Source organism: Vibrio gazogenes, assembly GCF_002196515.1.
GTDB classification, from domain to species: Bacteria; Pseudomonadota; Gammaproteobacteria; order Enterobacterales; family Vibrionaceae; genus Vibrio; species Vibrio gazogenes_A.
The window spans coordinates 1,221,469-1,240,832 of record NZ_CP018835.1 but is presented as its reverse complement, the minus strand read 5'-3'; the positions used below and the strand labels follow the sequence as shown (position 1 = coordinate 1,240,832).

Genomic DNA, 19,364 nt, shown 5'->3' with positions numbered 1-19,364 from the left:
AAAGTCCATTCATATACTAAAGTTGATTAGTAAAGCAGTAAAAATCAAGTTCCACATGGTGAATGGACGTATGAAAACAGTCAGGTTCAGCTGGGATCAGAGAGGGCAGGGAAATGTCAGAGCAGGATATGCTATTTGATGAGTCGGGTAATCTAAGTCAATCATCTCACATCAACACCTGTAAAGACGAACCTTCGAGGTGGAAAATACTGATTGTCGATGATGAAGACGGTGTTCACACAATCACGAAGCTGGCTTTGAATCGGACCCAATTTGACGGTAAAGGACTCACATTTTTCAGTGCATATAGTGCAGCTCAGGCAAAAGAGATTCTGTCATCTGAAAATGATATCGCGGTGGTGTTATTGGATGTAGTGATGGAAACGGAAGAAGCGGGCTTGGAGGTGGCTGAATATATTCGTGATGTGCAGGGCAATCATCTGGTTCGGATTATTCTGCGTACCGGTCAGCCGGGAACCATTCCGGAAAAAGATATTATTGAACAGTATGATATTAATGATTATCGAGAGAAGACCGAGCTGACTAAACGTAAACTTCATTCGACGGTTTATACCGCACTCCGTTCCTACCGTGACATTTCGGCCTTAGAGAATCATAAGCTCGGTCTCGAAAAAGTCATTTCTGCGACAGCGAGTATTCTCAAACACAAATCAATGGAAAGTTTTGCTCAGGGAGTGTTGGAGCAGGCCTCGTCGTTGCTGTATATGGACGATGACACGATGTCATCTGAAATCAAAGGGGGGCTGGTTGAAAAAAATATCGATAATGTCGAGGTACTGGCTCAGGTCGGGGATATCTCCGCTCAATCCTTCAAGGCATCCATTTCTCAGGAAAATCTCGACATGACCCAGGGAAGTGACCAAGCACTTCATTATCAAGCAGACAATATTTGCCACATCTCCAATGTTAACGGTGTGGAGACCATCTTGAATATTACCGGTAAGCATCAGTTTAAAAATATTGATATGCATCTTGTTGAAATGTTCTGTAATAACATGGCCATTGCGTTAGACAACTTACGACTCAATGATAGCTTGAGGAACACGCAAAAAGAGATTGTTTATGCGATTTGTGGTCTGGCTGAAACCCGCTCTAAAGAAACAGGTAACCATGTTCGTCGAGTTTCTTATTATTCCCGAATTATCGCTGAAGAAATTGGCTTGAGTCCGGCTCAATGTGAAGAGATTTTCTATGCCGCGCCTCTCCATGATATCGGTAAAATTAGCATCCCAGACTATATTCTGAATAAGCCGGGTAAGCTGAATGATGAAGAATGGGAGCTGATGAAAAAGCATACCATTGTGGGAGAGAATTGTTTGAAAGGCTCCCATCAACCTGTGATGCAAGCCGGGGCAATTATTGCCAGTCAGCACCATGAATACTGGAATGGTCAAGGTTACCCGCGTGGGTTATCCGGTACAGATATTCATATTTATGGCCGAATTGTCGCGCTGGCTGATGTCTTTGATGCCTTGGCAAGTCAGCGCTGTTATAAAGAATCATGGGGCGAGAAAGAGATCGTCGCCTATATCCGCGACCATTCGGGTAAGAGGTTTGATCCACAATTAGTCGCCATCTTTGAGCGTCGACAAGCCGACTTTTTCCGGATTTTTCGAGAATATGACGATAGTCAGTCATATATGCCTACGGTATGAAAACTCGAAGAGGATACGGCTTGAAAAGCGCAGCTCAATGGCTGCGCTTAATTTTTAGGATGACGCTTGATTCAAGGTAACGGTTGATTTAGAGATAACGCTTCAGTAGATAGAGTTGTTCGAGCGCTTGTCTCGGCGTGAGGCTATCAGGGTCGAGTTCTGCGAGTTGTTTCTCGACTTCGGATGGTTCCGGCATCAAGCTCAGTTGATTGGCGACATCAACCACAGGCGATTGTCCTGTCCGCTTTCCATCCAACTGGTGGCTTTGCTCCAACTGAGATAGCTTCATTCGCGCATTTTTGATCACCGCTTTCGGCACACCGGCCAGTCCGGCAACGGCTAATCCGTAAGATTTACTGGCTGCCCCTTCCTGAACCGCGTGCATAAATGCAATGCTATCGCCATGTTCGACAGCATCAAGGTGGACATTGGCGAGATGCGGTAGCAACTCTGGAAGTTCGGTTAATTCGAAATAATGTGTAGCGAACAGTGTCAGTGCGCCAATTTCTGTCGCCAGCCACTCAGCACTGGCCCATGCCAGAGACAGACCATCGTAGGTACTGGTGCCACGCCCGATTTCATCCATCAATACCAAACTGTATTGCGTCGCATTGTGTAAAATATTGGCTGTTTCCGTCATCTCAACCATAAAGGTTGAACGGCCCGAAGCCAGATCGTCAGATGCTCCAATTCGGGTGAAGATGCGATCAGTGAGGCCGATCTTGGCGGACTCCGCAGGGACATAACAGCCAATATGTGCCATTAATGCAATCAGCGCTGTTTGGCGCATATAGGTTGATTTACCCCCCATATTCGGGCCAGTAATAATCAACATTTTCCGTTGAGGATGTAGTGCTACCGGGTTGGCAATAAATGGGTCTTGCATGACCTGTTCGACAACCGGATGACGACCTGACTGAATATAAATTCCTGCTTCTGTGGTGATTTCCGGACGACAGTAATCCAGCGTTTCCGCCCGTTCCGCCAGATTTTGCAGTACATCAAGTTGTGATATGGCAGCGGAGAGTTCCTGAAGTTGTGCCAGATAAGGCAGTAGTTGATCAAATAATGCTTCCCAGAGTTGTTTCTCCAGAGACAGTGCTTTTGATTTTGAATTCAGCACCTTGTCTTCATGTTCTTTGAGTTCGGGAATGATGTAGCGTTCCGCATTTTTCAGCGTCTGACGGCGTACATAGTAAGGCGGAACCAGATGACTCTGTCCCCGGCTCACCTGAATATAAAAACCATGGACATTATTATAACCGACTTTCAGTGTATCGATGCCATGACGCTCCCGCTCGTCATGTTCCAGTTGTGCCAAATATTCAGTCGCCCCATCCGCTAAATTGCGCCATTCATCCAATTCAGCATGATAGCCTGCTGCAATCACACCACCGTCGCGGATCACCACAGGAGGATTCTCGACAATTGCTTGTTCTAGCAAGGTTGCGATCGACTCAATCGGTTGGCAAGACTGGGCCAGTTGCTGCAAGTGTGGATGGGTCAGTAATGAGAGGTTTGTCTGTAATGTCGGTAATTGATGCAGGGCGTGACGCAGACGCGCCAGATCTCGGGGACGGGCTGAACGAATCGCTAAACGAGCCAGAATCCGTTCGATATCACCAATCTGTTTCAATATCGGTTGTACGTCGCTGAAAATGCCTTGTTCTTTGAGTTCACCGATGGCATCAAGCCGATGATTGAGCACTTCAATCTGACGTGTTGGTTGATGCAACCAACGTTTGAGCATTCGGCTTCCCATCGGGGTCGCACAGTGATCGAGCACTTCAGCCAGTGTGTGCTCTGTGCCTCCGGATAGATTTTGGGTCAGCTCCAGATTACGCCGGGTGGCTGCATCCATAATTACGGTTGTGTCTTGGCGATCATAGATCAGGGCGCGAATATGAGGGAGTGCGGTTCTTTGCGTATCTTTGACATACTGAATCAGACAGCCTGCGGCGCACAATCCTTTTTCGGCCGTTTCGACGCCGAAGCCAACTAAATCTTTGGTGCCGAACTGTTGGTTTAACTGTTGTCTGGCGGTGTCCAGTTCAAACTCCCATACTGGGCGACGGCGGTTTCCTTTCCGGTTTCCCATGAGGTGAACGGCCTGAAAATCCTCGGGAAAGAGCAGTTCTTTCGGTGCAGTTCTTTGCAATTCGGCTGCCATGGATTCTTCACTATCCAGCTCACAGAGCTGAAAACGACCTGAAGTCATATCAAGTGTGGCATAGCCGAATTGTTGGCCTTGCTGGTAAATGGCTGCAATCAGGTTGTCGAGTCGTTCCGGTAACAGAGCTTCGTCAGTGATGGTTCCCGGAGTCACGATGCGGACAACTTTTCGCTCTACCGGACCTTTACTGGTGGCGGGGTCTCCGATTTGCTCGCAAATAGCAACCGACTCACCGAGCTGAACCAGCTTGGCTAAGTACCCTTCAACGGCATGGAAAGGAACGCCAGCCATCGGAATGGGTTCTCCGGCGGATGCGCCCCGTTTGGTCAGTGAAATATCGAGTAACTGGGAAGCGCGTTTTGCATCATCATAAAATAGTTCGTAAAAGTCCCCCATACGATAAAACAGCAAAATATCAGGATTTTCAGCCTTGAGCTTCAGATACTGTTGCATCATGGGCGTATGTTTACTTTCTGGTGCTTTATTTGAGGTGGGATTATCGATCATTTTTTATATTTCAATGCCAATTAGGTCGTGATAAAACGGCTCACCGCAAGACTCGATTTTGTTGAATGCGCTGGTGGCCCGAATGATGAGTGCTTTGCACCCGGAATAATCATCATATGTGGGTGTTGAGCAATGGGGGAAAAGAATAGCAAACCTGCAATGAAGAGCGCAACAAACGCTTCGAATTGGGGGAGATGAAACGTTTGAGCGCTCTGATTGGTATCGGGCAAGAGAGGCATAAACCTCTCTCTGAAACAGTGAATGTTATTTGAGCTTGCTGGGTAGGTCAGCAATGTATACCGCTGGTACTCCTTCAAAGTCACTGGTAAATAACACCCCCTGATCATTGGGGGTAAATGAAGGGTGGGGATGCGTGATTTGACGATCACCATCAAGTACTTGCCAAGAGGTACTGTGTTTTGCCAATCGGGCGAACGTTTTCTTGCGTGTATTGAGAATATAGAGGAAAGGATCATTCTCGATATTGTAGCTATCGGTGTCGTTCACATCCGGTGGGGTATCACATCCGTCACCGACCATCAGCGAGCCATCAAAGTTACTCATCAAATGAGAACACGGTGGCATTTCCATTACGACTTCATTGACTAACGTTTGGGGATCGACTCGACATATGACCCGTTCGGTTTGCCCTTTTAGGTAGGACACGTACGCCATCGCGCTTCCATCCGGAATCCAGAACTCATGAGTACAGGACTCTCCCGGCGCATGAGATTTGACTTTGCGGACATGGCTGCCGTCACCGTCCACCAGCCACATTCTCGCATCGACAAGATCATGAGGCCCTTCATGGCAGAACCCGATGGTTTGATCATCAAACGGACGATAGATCGGATGTCCCAGCCAGGCATCTTCCTGGTGGATGACGTTGACATCACCCGTCGCAATATCGACTTGAATCAGGCGACAAGTCGGATTGGTATGATAAAACTCAGCAAATTTTTCCCATGATGTGAGCGGTTGCCAACTGTCTTTATGAATTTCGATGCCAACCAGTTTGGTACAGTCTGAATTCGCCACCCATGTACCGTAACCTTTCCACGCTTCATCTACGGTGTAAATCAGCGTTTCTTCGAGAGTCTTAAAATCAACTTTCATTAAGTTGCGTTCATTTTTGACATAGAAGAAGCTTTGCTCATCGGATGAAATAAACCCACCGAAAGTGTTATCGCCGCTGCCTTCTGTCAGTTGTGTTGCCTGTTGGGTGGTGAGATCGAGCAGATAGTAATTTCGATTGGTGTCGAAATCTCCGGCAAATAGCAATTTCTGTCCGTCTTGGGTAAAACATTTCTGATAAAAATAGTTGCGATGGCATATCACATTCTTGGGTGTCAGTCGTGTCACCTTGACTTGCGTATCTGAATCGATGAAGCTTTCAAAATCAAGGTTGATTACATCACCTTTGGCCATGAATGTTCTCCTGTTATAGTCGGACTGTCGATACCGACAGTCCTCATGATTTGATTAACGAGCGGGAATCGCTTTTCCCTGAATTTGTTCCACTCTGGCGCTTTTTTTCAAAGCATATCCGACGATAAAGATGACCCCGGCACAGGCAAGAAACATCAGTCGTCCCCACAGTGGGTTCGGGATGAGAACCATGAGTGTCAGGCCACAAGCCATATAGGTGACCAAGGTGCCGAGTTTGGCTCGTTGCATCCGGTCAAATTGATCCTGATCTTTATCAGTCACGACACATTCTCTTTCGACATCAGCAAAGAACTTGTCTGTTTCGATTTTATTGGTGTCGTTGGCCTCTTGGTAAAATAGTGTTGTCAGGCAGAAGAATCCAGCCGTCAAGAATAAGTGTGCAGCAATCGTAATCATCGTCCGCATTTCACTGGTTTCTCTTCCGGTCAGCGTCTCAATGCCAAACCAACCGGCGACGAATTGTGGGGTGAATACCTTCACAACCAGTAAAGACACAAACATACCGACCACAACTGTTGCCCAAGGCGCCCATTTCGGCGTTTTGCGGATTAAAATACCAAGGAATAATGGCACCAGAATCGGGGATTGCAGTAATGTTGCAACCTGCATCATCAAGTCAAACAGGCTTAAGCTTTTCAGTGAGTTAAAGAACTGAGCCATCAAAATAACCAGAATACCATTCACCAGACAAGCCAACTGGCCGACGCGTAGTAGTTCTTTGTCATTCGCTTTACCACGACGGACAATATTGGCGTAGAAGCTACGGACAAAGATTCCTGAATTTCGGTTGAGGGCTGAATCCATCGATGACATCGTTGCGGCAAACAGACCTGCCATGAGTAGCCCGACGGTGCCTACCGGCATGGTTTCTCTGGCAAAGACGAGATACACCGCGTCTCTGGCTTTCGCACCAAGTTCTGGATAGGCTTTTGCGGCATCGGGGTAAAGAATGGCGGATGCCCAAGGTGGAATAAACCAAATGACCGCACCGACCATCATCATGATTAACGCCATTAATGCTGCTTTACTTGCATTACGTGAATCTTTGGCATTGAGGAAACGATACGACTCCTGCATGTTGTTGATACTTTGTAGCTGCTTGACGACAAAGAAGATAAATGTACAAACCAACAACAGTGGGTAATTCATATCTGGGCCAGAAACGAAGCCACCAGGGAATTCTCGGATGATTTCACCCGGACCACCGACAAAGTAAAGTGCGACGATAGCACAGGCCACAGAAATAACGGCCACGATGAGGGTTTGGATAAAGTCTGATGCAACCACGCCCCAAGCCCCACTGAGCAGCGAAATAATTAAAACTGCAGCGCCAGTGACATAAATGGTGGTAATGATATCGGCATTAAAGACCGCCGAGGCGAAAACACCAAGTCCATTCAACCAAACCCCGGCATTGATGACACTCAGTGGAATAATCACCCACGTAAAGAATTGCTCGTTCCCATTACCGAAGCGGCGTTTGATGCCTTCGGTTGGTGTATCAACACGCATTTGGCGGAAACGGCGGGCGAAATAGAAGTGCGCAAAAACATAAGCCACCATGTTGCCGATGAAAACGGCCAGAACCGCGAACCCATCGTTAAATGCTTTTCCGGCAGCTCCGGTAAACGTCCAGGCAGAAAACTGAGTCATGAATGCAGTTGCCCCCACCATCCACCATAGCATTTTACCGCCACCCCTGAAGTAATCACTGGTACTGGCGCTCGCCATCTTTTTAAACAGTAGACTGATCGCGATCATCAGTATGAAGTAACCTGCAATCACAAGATAATCATATTGCATTACTTATCCCTTTATGAATATTTGATAAGTCTATTTTTAAACAAAAAAATAAAAAGGTGTGTGATTAATATCAAAACGATGGTTCATTTTTGTTTTTTTTATAATTAAATGTGACGTGTGTCGTGATTAATTCTGTGGTGCTGATAGGGATTCAATCAGTGGAATATCACAACTGGAAATGCTCGCCATCATCGGGTTGATGAAGCTTTTGTTCACAAATGATCATTGAATGAGTGTAGAGTATCTTGGCAGAAAGGAGAGTCTATCCTATATAAATCAGGTATTTATGCTGGTGGTTTTGCGATGGGGGTCAGGTTTCTGGGTGAAACCTGACCAGTAACATCAGAGTAGACAAGAGGTTGATCAGGGGTGCTGATGCAGCCATGTCCGGATATTGTGAACCGCCATTTGACCGGGGATTGGCGCTTGAGAAGAAATTTTGGCAGCCTGTTTCAATTTAGATAGCATGACCTGCTTAGGGTGCTCTCCGTTATCATCGGTCGGTTGCCCATCAACAATCAGCGTATTATTCCGACGGATATCCGCGTGAACGACATCATCATATGGGCTGGTAGAATAGAACCGATAAGAACGATTGCCAACGAAGGTTCCTTGTTTCTGAGTCTCGGTATAAGGGCTCTTTCTGATCAGGAAATTGAAGCGCTTATTGTCAATGGCGACGTTGTTTTCAAGGGTTAAACGACCCGGGTTAAAATTATCGGTAAAACCGTCCATATTGTTTTGATAGGCAAGGTTATTTTTGATGATGTGTGCGACAGGTAACCCCTCTCCGCCAAGTTTAAATCCGTTTCCTCGGCTGCCGCCTCTGGCTTTCACTTGTAGCGTCTGACCATTTTTATAAGCGATCGAATCGATGATCGTTACAACGCCATTGGGTCCGTCTTCTACTTTATTGAATAGATCCCAGCCATCATCGATATTGTGGTGAGAAATACAACGGATGAAGGTATTGCCGTTACCGATACGCATTTTTGCCGCGAAGCCGTCGGCATTGATCTGGGATGGATCCATGTTGTTATAGCTTTGACTGTCTCGAACAAGGTTATGACTCGCCCAAAATGCACGGGGAGATTTTGCCGGTGAGGTAATTTGAAAACCGGTATCTGATGCATCATGAGTGATAATGCGATCAAATGTATTGTGGCTACCGTAGACAATGTAACGCGCCCCAGCAACTTCAAGGTGAGAGACATGCCAGTAGTTTGCATGATGGGTGATATCTCCTGTAAAACGAACATGATCCCCACCGGCTTTTAGCGTTTTGATCTGATTCGCTTGTCCACTTGCAGTCAGTGGAATGTTCAGAGCCCCATATTCGCCATCTTCGAGTGTGATTGTACCACCCGGAGGGAGTTGTCGAATCGCATCTGCGAGAGTAAGGCGGCCATGATTGCCATTCGGGTTGACGAGGAGGTGCGTTGGATCTTTGAGTGCCACTTTAGTGACGGTTTGCTGATACTGCTGAGGGGCATGATTTGAGCCCGACCCAGGGGTAAAGTGGAGTGAAAATTGCGTTTTTGCCGTTGTTAAGTCTGTGTTCACACTGAACAGTTGACCTGCCGGCACTTTTTGATTTTTAACCAGTAACTTACCGTCTTGGTAGAGGGTAAATTCACCGGTGTCACTGGCACGTGACTGAAACAGATAATCCGTTGTGGCCGACTGTTTGGGAGATGCCGGTTGCAGTACCAATGATGCGGGTTGAGGGTGATAAGCCGGTGCATTGGTCAGCGTCGCCGGCTGAACCGTCAGATGAGCATTGCTGATGGTGACTTTGGCATTACGTGAAGCAAAAAAACCAACGTATTGAGTTTTTGGATCCTGCATGGCGATGATATTGGTATTCGCGCCTTTGATGTGATGGCTTTCACTCATGTCACCATAATGATAGGTCGCGGTATAGCCTGTATCCGTCCGGCTCAGTGACATCTGGTAGGCGATGTTGTTCCCATAGGGAACCCCTTTGACAAATTCATTTCGGACGATGTGGTTTCCTTTGGTTCCCCAAGGTTGGTAAACCCCTTCCCGGTAGGTGGCATTGACATTGATCCGCCCGTTGCTTTTCTTTTTATTGGCGCGCAAGGCATTCATTACCATATTTGATGCAGAGGGGAATTCCTCTGCACCGGGAGGCTGAGGATCTAAACGTGGAGAACCAAGAATATCACGGACCATGATACCTGCCCCTTCCTGACGGTTTGGGGTTGATCCTGTTTCCGGACCAAGTTGGTTGAGCGTGATCGTTGCTGATAAAGTGAAGTTCGCGTTGGCCGGGAGTTTCGTGTAGTAATAAGTCATGCCTTCATGTGAATTCGCCAGTTTGCCACCACGACTTTCAATGGTAAATGTGTTGAGCAGTGGGCCTGGTTGTACAGGTTGACCATTGAGAGTGACAGCATTGAGTCCGACTTTTTCCGGTAAAATTGTCGATGCAAAATTCAGATCGGTTGACTGGCCGAAGGTGATCGCCTGCCAAGTTAAGTCCTGAGGGGCGGGGAGGGCGCTATATTGTGAGCAGGCAGATAAAGACAAAATCGACGTCATGAGTAATGTCGTTCTGTGCAGTTTCATCATGGTGAACCTCTTATTGAAAAAGAAAAGGCTGAATTCGAAGTCGTGTGACATCTTCACATTCCCATATGACAGCCTGATACATGAATTCTGGAGCTATCGTTTTGAAGTGGTATGCCACGTTGCCGAAGAGCCACGGTTTGGGGTGGCAGATATCGATAAAATACGACACGATCCATGTTGCTGGCTGGTCGCATCCCGTGTGCAGTGGTGTTTCGATATCTGCCAGATGCTCGATGAGCAAATATCAGTCAGTTAGAAATTGTATTTCAAACCGACCCGGTAGCGAGGGACGTATTGGTCTTTACCTGCGGTACTTTGAGTCGTATTTTGAGATGTCAGCCCGAATTCGACAAACGGACGCCATCCGTTGTCCCACCCCTGATATTCAGCGAAGAAGTTGACCAGATTCAGGTAATTGCTATCGCCATCGTAGCCGCTGGAAGCGGATTGCTCGAACTTACCCTCGAAGTCAACGCCCACTTTGTATTGTTCCATTTGGTATGCGGTCACAAAGTTGATCTGACTGTAATGAGAATTCGGTGAGTCATTGGACGGCACTTTCATCCCGTAGCGATAGCGAAGGGAGGCGTTCCAGTTATCACTGATTTTATAGACCCCTTTTAACTCAAATTTATGCACGATGGCACTGGAAGATGAGTCGAGCGCATAGGCAGGTTGCAGTTTAAAATCTTCATTGACGGTGTAGTTGTAACCAATTTTTGTTTCGTGACCGGCACTCTTCATCTCACCGAAATTGACGCTGTCTTTTTCGTAGCCCCATTTCACTTCTTCACTGATGCCAATGCCATTATCGAACCGATGTGAAATCGCTAATCGATCACGGTGGCGCGCTGCTTTTTCCCCTTCTTCTGGAATGAATTCATGTCGGACATTTAGTGACGTCGCATGTGCTGCGCTTGCGGTTAAACCAAGGAGTAGAGTAGAGATAATTAATTTACTGTTCATACTGAAACACCGTTTTGTTATTTGTATTGTCACGGTTTAATTTATATCCAATTTTAATTTCTTTGAACTGATTGGTATGAATAACGTGATCTGTGAAGCGGTGTTTTAATATAAATATGTCAATAAACGTGATCTCTTTAGTATTTGTGGGATTTTCTTCGTGGTGTTGTCGCTATGAGAGGAAGGAATGGCATGATTTTTAATGCTGATAATTTTATATGATTGATAATATTTAACTTTTTAACTGCTTATTAATGCGTGATTCTAGAGGGAGACTCTGTGATTATCTGATTTTTATCATCATATTTTCATATTTTTACATTCATATTAACTTTTTTCATATCCAATATGCAGCATATAGGGATGGTTTTGTAAATTTTATAAAGCTGGTTTTACTTTAAATATAAAAATGAAACTGCATTTCACATTTTTTATTTTTAAGATTAAAAAATAGCATTCAAGATCACAAATATGAGGTTGGGTACTGGTGGTTCAGGTGGAATTCAGTTTAATAGAATAATGAATCCGAATGAGATGTTTACCTGAATTGACCATTCGCCACTGTTGTTTTTTTTTCAGAGGACGAGAGCAATATGTATGAAAGTCGTAAGCTGGGACTTGCTTACTTGTCGCCTTATATTATCGGGCTATTAGTTTTTACTGCATTTCCCTTTGTATCGTCATTTCTGATGAGTTTTACCGATTACGATCTGATGACGTCACCAGAATACGTCGGTATTGAAAACTATCGGTATATGCTGACGGAAGATGACCTGTTCTGGAAATCAATGAGTGTCACATTCTTATATGTGTTCCTGACTATTCCAGTGAAGTTGGCATTTGCCTTATTCATTGCATTTATCTTGAACTTTAAGTTACGAGGGATTCGCTTTTTCAGAACGGCATATTATATCCCATCAATTCTTGGGAGTAGTATTGCCATTGCGGTTTTATGGCGGGCATTGTTTGCCATCGACGGGGTATTAAACGGCATGTTAGCCCTGGTTGGTATCGATGCAGTGAACTGGCTTGGTGAACCATCTTTTGCGCTATTTTCGATTACGCTGTTGCGCGCTTGGCAGTTTGGGTCGGCTATGGTGATTTTTTTGGCAGCTTTGCAGAATGTCCCTCAATCTCAGTATGAAGCCGCATTAATTGATGGTGCCAGCAAATGGCAGATGTTTATCAAGGTCACGGTGCCTCTCATTACGCCAGTTATTTTCTTCAACTTTATTATGCAAACCACACAGGCTTTCCAAGAGTTTACCGCGCCTTATGTCATTACAGGTGGCGGGCCGATGAAGTCAACCTATCTGATCTCACTCTACATCTACGAAACCGCATTTAAGTTTTTTGATATGGGGTATGGGAGTGCACTGGCATGGGCGCTGTTTATTGTCGTCGCAATATTTACATCAATCACATTCCGTTCTTCGAAGTACTGGGTGTTCTATTCAGGTGACAAGGGAGGTAAATAATTATGGCTTCAGTCGTTGATGTCTCTGCCGAACAGAAAAAAAGTAATCATAGCTATGTGGAGAATGATCGCACCATTCGCCGTGAAAAAATCAATGCAGCAATTCGTTATACGATTCTGATCACTGTCGGTTTCATGATGCTCTATCCATTGCTGTGGATGTTTTCTGCTGCCATGAAACCCAATCATGAGATCTTTTCGTCGATGAATCTGATTCCAAGTGAATGGAGTCTCGATGGGTTTATCAATGGGTGGAAGACCGGAACGGAGTACACATTTGGCCATTATATTTTCAACACTTTTGCTTACGTGTTACCGAAAGTTTTCGTGACGGTTGTGTCGTCAACCATTGTCGCGTATGGGTTTGCCCGGTTTGACATTCCATGGAAAAAGTTTTGGTTTGCCACGCTCATCGCGACGATTTTGTTGCCGCAATCGGTTCTGTTGATCCCACAGTATTTGATGTTTCGTGAGATGGGATTACTCGACACCTATTTACCGCTTTATTTGCCTTTTGCATTTGCAACACAGGGATTTTTTGTCTTCATGCTGATCCAGTTTTTGCGCGGTGTTCCGACCGATATGGAAGAGGCTGCCATGATTGATGGATGTAATTCTTTTCAAGTGCTCTGGCATGTGGTTGTGCCGGTTATTCGTCCTGCAATTATTTCCGTGGCACTGTTCCAGTTTATGTGGTCGGTGAACGACTTCCTTGGCCCGCTTATCTACATTTCCAGCGTTGAAAAGTACCCCATCGCCCTGGCGCTGAAAATGTCCATTGATGTGACGGAAGGTGCAAGGTGGAACGAAATTCTGGCAATGGCTTCAATCGCTATCATTCCTTCAATTCTGGTGTTCTTTATGTCACAGAAATATTTTGTCGAAGGCGTCACCAGCAGCGGTATTAAAGGTTAAATTCTGAGGAGTAATCACAATGGCGGAAGTGAAGTTTAACAAATTAGAGAAAGTCTACTCGAACGGTTTTAAAGCAGTCCATGGTGTTGATTTAACCATTCATGACGGTGAGTTTATGGTGATAGTCGGTCCTTCCGGCTGTGCCAAATCGACGACATTACGGATGCTTGCCGGTCTGGAAAATGTAACTGGTGGCGAAATCGTGATTGGTGGACAAGTCGTCAATAACTTGGCCCCGAAAGATCGGGGCATTGCGATGGTCTTCCAGAATTATGCGTTGTATCCGCATATGACGGTACGGGAAAATCTTGGTTTTGGTCTGAAACTACAAAAACTACCCAAGGATGAAATTAACCAGCGCGTTGAAGAAGCTGCAAATGTGCTTGAAATCGAAGAGCTACTTGACCGTTTGCCAAGGCAGTTATCCGGTGGTCAGGCACAACGTGTTGCTGTCGGGCGGGCGATTGTCAAAAAACCTGATGTTTTTCTGTTCGATGAACCGCTCTCTAACCTCGATGCCAAATTGCGCGCATCCATGCGGGTTCGGATCACTGACCTACATCGTCATCTGAAACGTGAAAATCATCCGGCAACAGCGGTTTATGTCACTCATGATCAAACTGAGGCAATGACGATGGGGGATCGCATCTGCGTCATGAAGCAGGGCGAGATCATGCAAGTTGATACACCGGATGAACTATACAACAACCCCATCAATATGTTTGTGGCCGGCTTTATTGGTGCACCGGAGATGAACATGTGTGATGTCACACTCTTAGAACAGGGCGATGACATGGCAGTCCAGCTTGATGATCAAATTTTACACCTCCCCCCGCATAAAGCGGCCACCATCCGTAGCCATGGTTATCAGCATACCGTGTTAGGTATTCGTCCGGATAGCATCACGCTTGCGCTGACGGAGCCGGGAAGCGATCAACAGACCATTATCGGGGATGTGATTCGTATGGAAAACATGGGGCATGAAGTGTATGTCCATTTTCTGGTCGGAGAGCATCCATTCATTGCCAGAATCCCGATCGATGATGTCCGGGATAAGCTCAATATGGAATTAAGGAAAGGCGTGACGTTTGTGGTGGACATGAACAAAGCACACATCTTCGACAAGGAGACGGAACAGAATATCTCTATACAACAATAAATAAACCGGAGAACAACAATCACTTATTTGGAGACGAATCCATGAACAACAAGGTACTGATTACACTGATTTCTGCTGTTATTGCAACCACATCCGTGGCTGTACAGGCCCAGACTGAACTGCGGATGTCATGGTGGGGAGGCAATAACCGCCATCAAGCGACGCTGAAAGCGCTGGAAAAATTTCAGGAAAAATACCCTGATATTAAAGTGAAAGGCGAATATACCGGCTGGGACGGGCATTTATCCCGTTTGACGACGCAAATTGCCGGTAATACTGAACCGGATGTTATGCAGACCAACTGGAACTGGATGCCGATTTTCTCCCGCGATGGTAATGGCTTTTATGACATGAATGCCCAAGCTGAAACGCTACATTTATTTAATTTTCCCGGAGCACTCGGACTGACAACCATTGACGGAAAATTGAATGGTCTGCCGGTCAGTATGACGTCTCGCGTGTTCTTTTATAATCGCAATATTTGGATGAAAGCGGGTGTCGGTTATCCTCACTCATGGGATGAACTGATGAAAGTCGGGCTGACTTTCAAAGAAAAGCTTGGTGAGGATTACTATCCGTTGGTCATTGAGGCCCGTGATGTTTTTGCTATGAACCGCTCTTATTTTATTCAGAAATATGGCAAAGACATCATCAATCATGACACCAACTTGATCAACTTTAACCAAGAAGAAATGGCCCAGTTCTTCCAGCTTTACGTCGATCAGGTTAAAAATCATTTGTTCCCATCAACCAAAGAGTTTGCTTCTTACGGCAAAGGGAATATGTATGAGATGCGTCCGTGGATCGATGGTCGCTTCGGTGGTTTGTACATGTGGGACACAGCGATTGGTAAATATGCAGCGAACTTAGCGCCACCGATGGTGCTGGAACTCGGGCCTTATCCAATGCTTGATGGTGCGACAGACTCCGGATTGTTGGCCAGACCTTCGATGATGTTCTCTATCGGGCGGAACACCAAGCACCCGAAAGAAGCCGCGTTGCTGGTCGACTTTTTACTCAATGATCCTGCGGGAGTAAAAGCAATGGGCTTGGCTCGTGGTATGCCGATCAGTCTGACAGGATTTAAAACCTTACAGGATGATGGTCAGATTGATGATCAAAGCTTGTCTTATCAAGGCTATCGTTTAGCTCAGCAATTACCGAAGCAGATCATTCCGACGCCCTATACCGATAATGCACAATTGCTAGAGTTATTTGAAGAGTCAATGCAGCAACTGGATTATGGTCAGACGGATGTAGAAGGCGCAGCTAAAAACTTCCTGCGTCGTGGTAACCGGGTGTTGAAACGGATTGCTGATTAACAACGTCATTGTCCTGCTTACCTGATAGGTTATTGTACTTTTTTATTCTATTTCCATTCGATAAAAGCCCCGGTCTCGGGGCTCTGTCTATTTTGATTTGGAGGGTTTGCATGTCTGCATCTCGACACTCGCGGTTGGCTATCGTGACTCGCTTTTATCAACAGGCGCTGACATTGGCGCATGCCGAGTTTTCTCCGTTGTTGGCCGATGGCCTTAATGTGAGATCCGGGGAGCCGGTTTGCTGGACTTATCCAGATGATCGGCGCGTGGCGATGAGTAATTTTGCCAGCCAGCAAAACCTGATGCGTGGGCTGACGGCAATGAGTATTGTGACTGGGGATGACACTTTTTTGCGACAGGCACAAGAGACAACGGCCTATTTTCTGGATCACCATGTTGATCATCATAGTGGTTTGTTTCACTGGGGCGGACATCTGTTTGTTGATCTCAATTCCGGCCATCCGGAAGGGCCGGAGAGCAAAGCTCAAGTGCATGAACTGAAGCACCATTTTCCTTATTATGATCTGCTGCATCAAATTCGCCCCGAGGTGACAACGCATTATCTGAAAGGATTTTGGGCTGCCCATGTGACCGACTGGCAAAAGCTGGATCTCACGCGACACGGTGAGTATGGCCGACCGTTTTCTGAGAATATTTTTCAACAGCATGTACCTGAACCCGTTGTGGATCCACGTCAATGGCCAGATCTACCGGAAACCGTCGGTTTGACCTTTGTGAATGCATCGACTGATTTGATCTATGCGGCTGTTCATTACTATCGCTATACCGGTGAGCAAGATGCTTTAAACTGGGCGAAGCATTTATATCATCAGTTTGTTTTGGCTCGTCATCCAGAGACGGGGATGCCGGTTTATCAGTTTTCTTCTCCGCAACAGCGAGAGCCCGTTCCGGACAATGATCGTTTAACATACTCTTGGTTTGGCGATCGGGCGGCTCGGCAGTTTGGCCCTGAGTTTGGCGCGATCGCCCGTGAAGCCAATGTACTGTTTCGGGATTGTTGGCCGTTAATTATGGATAATCCGCTGGCAATGATGGCTTGTGCGGAGCAAGTCGGTGATCGGCAGTGGCTTGAATGGGTCTGTGACGGATTAAAAGCGTATTTTCGCTATGCTTGGGATGAACACAATAATCAGATGATCCCGATGTGGAATAGCGGTCAGGATATGACAGGATATACATTTGTCCGGGATGGCTACTATGGTGATAAAGGGACAACACTGTCGCGTCAGCCTGCGGATCCGGCTTATTTGTTTCCATTGATAAAAGCGGCATTTTTGACGGAAGATCCTGAATTATACCAACTGGTGAGCCGCATGTTTGCGCGATTCAATTTAGGCACGCTTGATCCGGTTACGCTTGTTCCTACTCGTCTTGCTCAAACCACCCCATGTGCATCGGCTTATCTGATTTTTGCACTGTTAGAACTGAATCAACATCACCCCGTCCCCGAAGTCTTACATTTGGCAGATTCAGTCGCGGAAAATTTACTGACACGACACTATCATGCGGAGAGCGGCTTGTTTACTGCGCATGCGCAACAGGAAAATGCACGGCTCGATGATCCGATTCCCTATGCTTTAGTGGCGATAGAAGCGGCCTATCAACAGTGCTATGCGCAGCTCCCGCCATTGTTTTCCACCGGGGGTTATTTACATGGAGAACAACGCATTGCCGGAGAGGTCAAAGTCGTGTATGACCGAGATGTTATCTACGAACAACCTTATCCGGAGATGGCGATGTCAACGGGGCCGGTTGCGTGAGAGAGACCTCTTTCTCGGTGGCAACTTCGCCTTCCGGTTACCGCTCTTGGTTGCGTCAACGGCACTGGGTATTATTTAAACGGGATATTTGGCCATTTGCCTGGCCGATTTTTATTGAACTGACTTGTGTTGTCATGATGGGTATCATCAGTACGGTTCTGGTTAGCCGACTCGGTGCACAAGAAACTGCTGCGGTTGGCATTACCGATAGTCTGACTTGGGTTGTCATCTCATTGTTGTCTGCAATTGCACTGGGTGGTTCGGTGGTGATAGCACAAGCTTTTGGTCGCTCGGAGCGGAAAAAGGCACAGGACTGTGCAAGTCAGGTGATGTCACTCAGTGTGTTGGTCAGTCTGTTCGCTTTGTTGCTTATCTATGCTTTGGTTACACCGGTTTTGTCTGTTGTTGCCTATGGCGCGACAGAACCGGTTATTCATTTGAGTGAGCTTTACCTTCAGCTTATTGTTTTCAGTTATCCAGCCTTAGCGATTACATTAGCCGGCAGTGGTGTGCTGCGAGCTGTCGGAAACTCTCGTCTGCCAGCATTGAGTAATATCATGATGAACCTGCTGAATGTCGCATTCAGTTATCCGTTGATCTATGGGATTGATGACATTTTCCCCGGGAGTTGGCACGGATTGGGGTTGATTGGCTCTGGCATCGGTATGATTGCTGCCCGATGGGTTGGCGCGGTACTTATCTTGATTTGTCTGCTTCGTAATACAACCATAAACATTCAGTTATCGCAGTATTTCCGTCCTTTTCAGCGAGAAACGCTGGTGGAGATTTTAGCGATCGGCATTCCCTCCAGTATCGAATCATTGATGTTTAATCTGGGGAAGCTCATCACTCAAATGATGGTGGCAGGGATGGGGACAGTTGCAATGGCGGGAAATGTTGTGACCTTCTCGGTATTACTGCTGCTAAACATTCCCGGTAACACACTGGCGATGACATCCACTGTCTTGATTGGTAAACGTTTAGGCCAATATAAACCGAATGTGGCATACCAGGAGATGAAGTTGATCTTCTGGCTTGCGACTGGATTGCTCACGTTGTTTGCAGTACTGATTGTGCCAATGGCAGAGACAGTGGCCCGCTTTTATATCTCGGACGATGATGTTGTTGGCGTGGTGACCAACTTATTGTTGATTAATGCCCTGATGACACCGATATGGGGGGCTTCTTTTGTTTTGCCGGCTGCGTTTAAAGGAGCGAAGGATGCGACTTTCTGCATGTGGGTGGCGATTGCCAGTATGTGGGGCGCACGAATGATGCTGGGGTATATTCTAGGGATTACTCTGGAGATGAATATCTATGGGGTCTGGCTTGGGATGTATCTGGACTGGTGGGTTCGTGGTGTCATCTATTTCTACCGTATGGTGACGCAAGGTTGGTTGACCGTCTATCGGAAAAAAATACTATCCTAGCTCTCTTTTGTTCGGGGACATCGCCCATAGAAGAACTGAGGGAAGACATAGAAAAACTCTCGCCTAAAAACACCGGATAGATTCACACCGGTATGATTTATGCGAGAGTCC

At 46.3% G+C, this 19,364-nt stretch carries 13 protein-coding genes; 7 read left to right on the top strand and 6 right to left on the bottom strand.

The annotated features are described in order from the left end of the window. The first annotated feature begins 113 nt into the window (after window positions 1-113). The gene (locus tag BSQ33_RS05650) at window positions 114-1,676 is read left to right on the top strand and encodes an HD domain-containing phosphohydrolase (RefSeq protein ID WP_088133594.1); all 1,563 of its coding nucleotides are present in this window, start codon (window positions 114-116) and stop codon (window positions 1,674-1,676) included. An 88-nt stretch (window positions 1,677-1,764) separates the two neighbouring features. On the opposite strand, the gene mutS is transcribed toward BSQ33_RS05650, so the two are convergent. The 6 genes from mutS to BSQ33_RS05615 form a co-directional block, all read right to left on the bottom strand. Further along, the gene (gene mutS / locus BSQ33_RS05645) at window positions 1,765-4,356 is read right to left on the bottom strand and encodes a DNA mismatch repair protein MutS (RefSeq protein WP_088133593.1); all 2,592 of its coding nucleotides are present in this window, start codon (window positions 4,354-4,356) and stop codon (window positions 1,765-1,767) included. Window positions 4,357-4,376: 20 nt separating this feature from the next. Then, a complete protein-coding gene (locus tag BSQ33_RS05640) occupies window positions 4,377-4,595 on the bottom strand; it encodes a hypothetical protein (RefSeq protein ID WP_088133592.1) in 219 nt (72 codons plus the stop codon). Between the two features lie 25 nt (window positions 4,596-4,620). Further along, window positions 4,621-5,784 carry an oligogalacturonate lyase family protein gene (locus tag BSQ33_RS05635; RefSeq protein ID WP_088133591.1) on the bottom strand — a complete coding sequence of 388 codons (1,164 nt, stop codon included), beginning with the start codon at window positions 5,782-5,784 and terminating at the stop codon, window positions 4,621-4,623. 54 nt (window positions 5,785-5,838) lie between these two features. Then, window positions 5,839-7,608, bottom strand: a complete 1,770-nt coding sequence (locus tag BSQ33_RS05630; protein WP_088133590.1) for a sodium:solute symporter family protein — start codon at window positions 7,606-7,608, stop codon at window positions 5,839-5,841. Window positions 7,609-7,971: 363 nt separating this feature from the next. After that, window positions 7,972-10,200 carry a right-handed parallel beta-helix repeat-containing protein gene (locus BSQ33_RS05625; RefSeq protein ID WP_088134542.1) on the bottom strand — a complete coding sequence of 743 codons (2,229 nt, stop codon included), beginning with the start codon at window positions 10,198-10,200 and terminating at the stop codon, window positions 7,972-7,974. A gap of 255 nt (window positions 10,201-10,455) precedes the next feature. Beyond that, on the bottom strand, window positions 10,456-11,169 hold the full coding sequence (locus tag BSQ33_RS05615) for an oligogalacturonate-specific porin KdgM family protein (RefSeq protein WP_088133588.1): 714 nt from the start codon (window positions 11,167-11,169) through the stop codon (window positions 10,456-10,458). Window positions 11,170-11,762: 593 nt separating this feature from the next. Between BSQ33_RS05615 and BSQ33_RS05610 the strand changes: the two genes are divergently transcribed. The 6 genes from BSQ33_RS05610 (at window position 11,763) to BSQ33_RS05585 (ending at window position 19,253) form a co-directional block, all read left to right on the top strand. After that, entirely contained in the window at window positions 11,763-12,647 is an 885-nt protein-coding gene (locus tag BSQ33_RS05610; RefSeq protein ID WP_059121587.1) for a carbohydrate ABC transporter permease, read from the top strand. A 2-nt stretch (window positions 12,648-12,649) separates the two neighbouring features. Beyond that, window positions 12,650-13,561, top strand: coding sequence for a carbohydrate ABC transporter permease (locus BSQ33_RS05605; RefSeq protein WP_198298154.1), 912 nt, complete (start codon window positions 12,650-12,652; stop codon window positions 13,559-13,561). Between the two features lie 19 nt (window positions 13,562-13,580). Further along, entirely contained in the window at window positions 13,581-14,720 is a 1,140-nt protein-coding gene (locus BSQ33_RS05600; protein WP_088133587.1) for an ABC transporter ATP-binding protein, read from the top strand. 41 nt (window positions 14,721-14,761) lie between these two features. Next, window positions 14,762-16,042, top strand: a complete 1,281-nt coding sequence (locus BSQ33_RS05595) for an ABC transporter substrate-binding protein (protein ID WP_088133586.1) — start codon at window positions 14,762-14,764, stop codon at window positions 16,040-16,042. A 110-nt stretch (window positions 16,043-16,152) separates the two neighbouring features. After that, window positions 16,153-17,823 (top strand): pectate lyase, encoded by a 1,671-nt coding sequence (locus tag BSQ33_RS05590; protein ID WP_088133585.1) that lies wholly within the window; start codon window positions 16,153-16,155, stop codon window positions 17,821-17,823. Next, complete coding sequence (locus tag BSQ33_RS05585; protein ID WP_232471953.1) at window positions 17,820-19,253, top strand: EmmdR/YeeO family multidrug/toxin efflux MATE transporter; 1,434 nt, start codon at window positions 17,820-17,822, stop codon at window positions 19,251-19,253. The genes BSQ33_RS05590 and BSQ33_RS05585 overlap by 4 nt, the downstream gene beginning before the upstream one ends. Window positions 19,254-19,364: the final 111 nt, after the last annotated feature.

Excerpts from the sequence above, each read along its gene's own strand:
- BSQ33_RS05640 (WP_088133592.1), bottom strand. The coding sequence starts at position 4,595 with ATGCCTCTCTTGCCCGATACCAATCAGAGCGCTCAAACGTTTCATCTC.
- BSQ33_RS05600 (WP_088133587.1), top strand. The coding sequence starts at position 13,581 with ATGGCGGAAGTGAAGTTTAACAAATTAGAGAAAGTCTACTCGAACGGT.
- BSQ33_RS05605 (WP_198298154.1), top strand. The coding sequence starts at position 12,650 with ATGGCTTCAGTCGTTGATGTCTCTGCCGAACAGAAAAAAAGTAATCAT.
- BSQ33_RS05630 (WP_088133590.1), bottom strand. The coding sequence starts at position 7,608 with ATGCAATATGATTATCTTGTGATTGCAGGTTACTTCATACTGATGATC.
- BSQ33_RS05615 (WP_088133588.1), bottom strand. The coding sequence starts at position 11,169 with ATGAACAGTAAATTAATTATCTCTACTCTACTCCTTGGTTTAACCGCA.
- mutS (WP_088133593.1), bottom strand. The coding sequence starts at position 4,356 with ATGATCGATAATCCCACCTCAAATAAAGCACCAGAAAGTAAACATACG.
- BSQ33_RS05625 (WP_088134542.1), bottom strand. The coding sequence starts at position 10,200 with ATGAAACTGCACAGAACGACATTACTCATGACGTCGATTTTGTCTTTA.
- BSQ33_RS05635 (WP_088133591.1), bottom strand. The coding sequence starts at position 5,784 with ATGGCCAAAGGTGATGTAATCAACCTTGATTTTGAAAGCTTCATCGAT.
- BSQ33_RS05590 (WP_088133585.1), top strand. The coding sequence starts at position 16,153 with ATGTCTGCATCTCGACACTCGCGGTTGGCTATCGTGACTCGCTTTTAT.
- BSQ33_RS05610 (WP_059121587.1), top strand. The coding sequence starts at position 11,763 with ATGTATGAAAGTCGTAAGCTGGGACTTGCTTACTTGTCGCCTTATATT.
- BSQ33_RS05595 (WP_088133586.1), top strand. The coding sequence starts at position 14,762 with ATGAACAACAAGGTACTGATTACACTGATTTCTGCTGTTATTGCAACC.
- BSQ33_RS05650 (WP_088133594.1), top strand. The coding sequence starts at position 114 with ATGTCAGAGCAGGATATGCTATTTGATGAGTCGGGTAATCTAAGTCAA.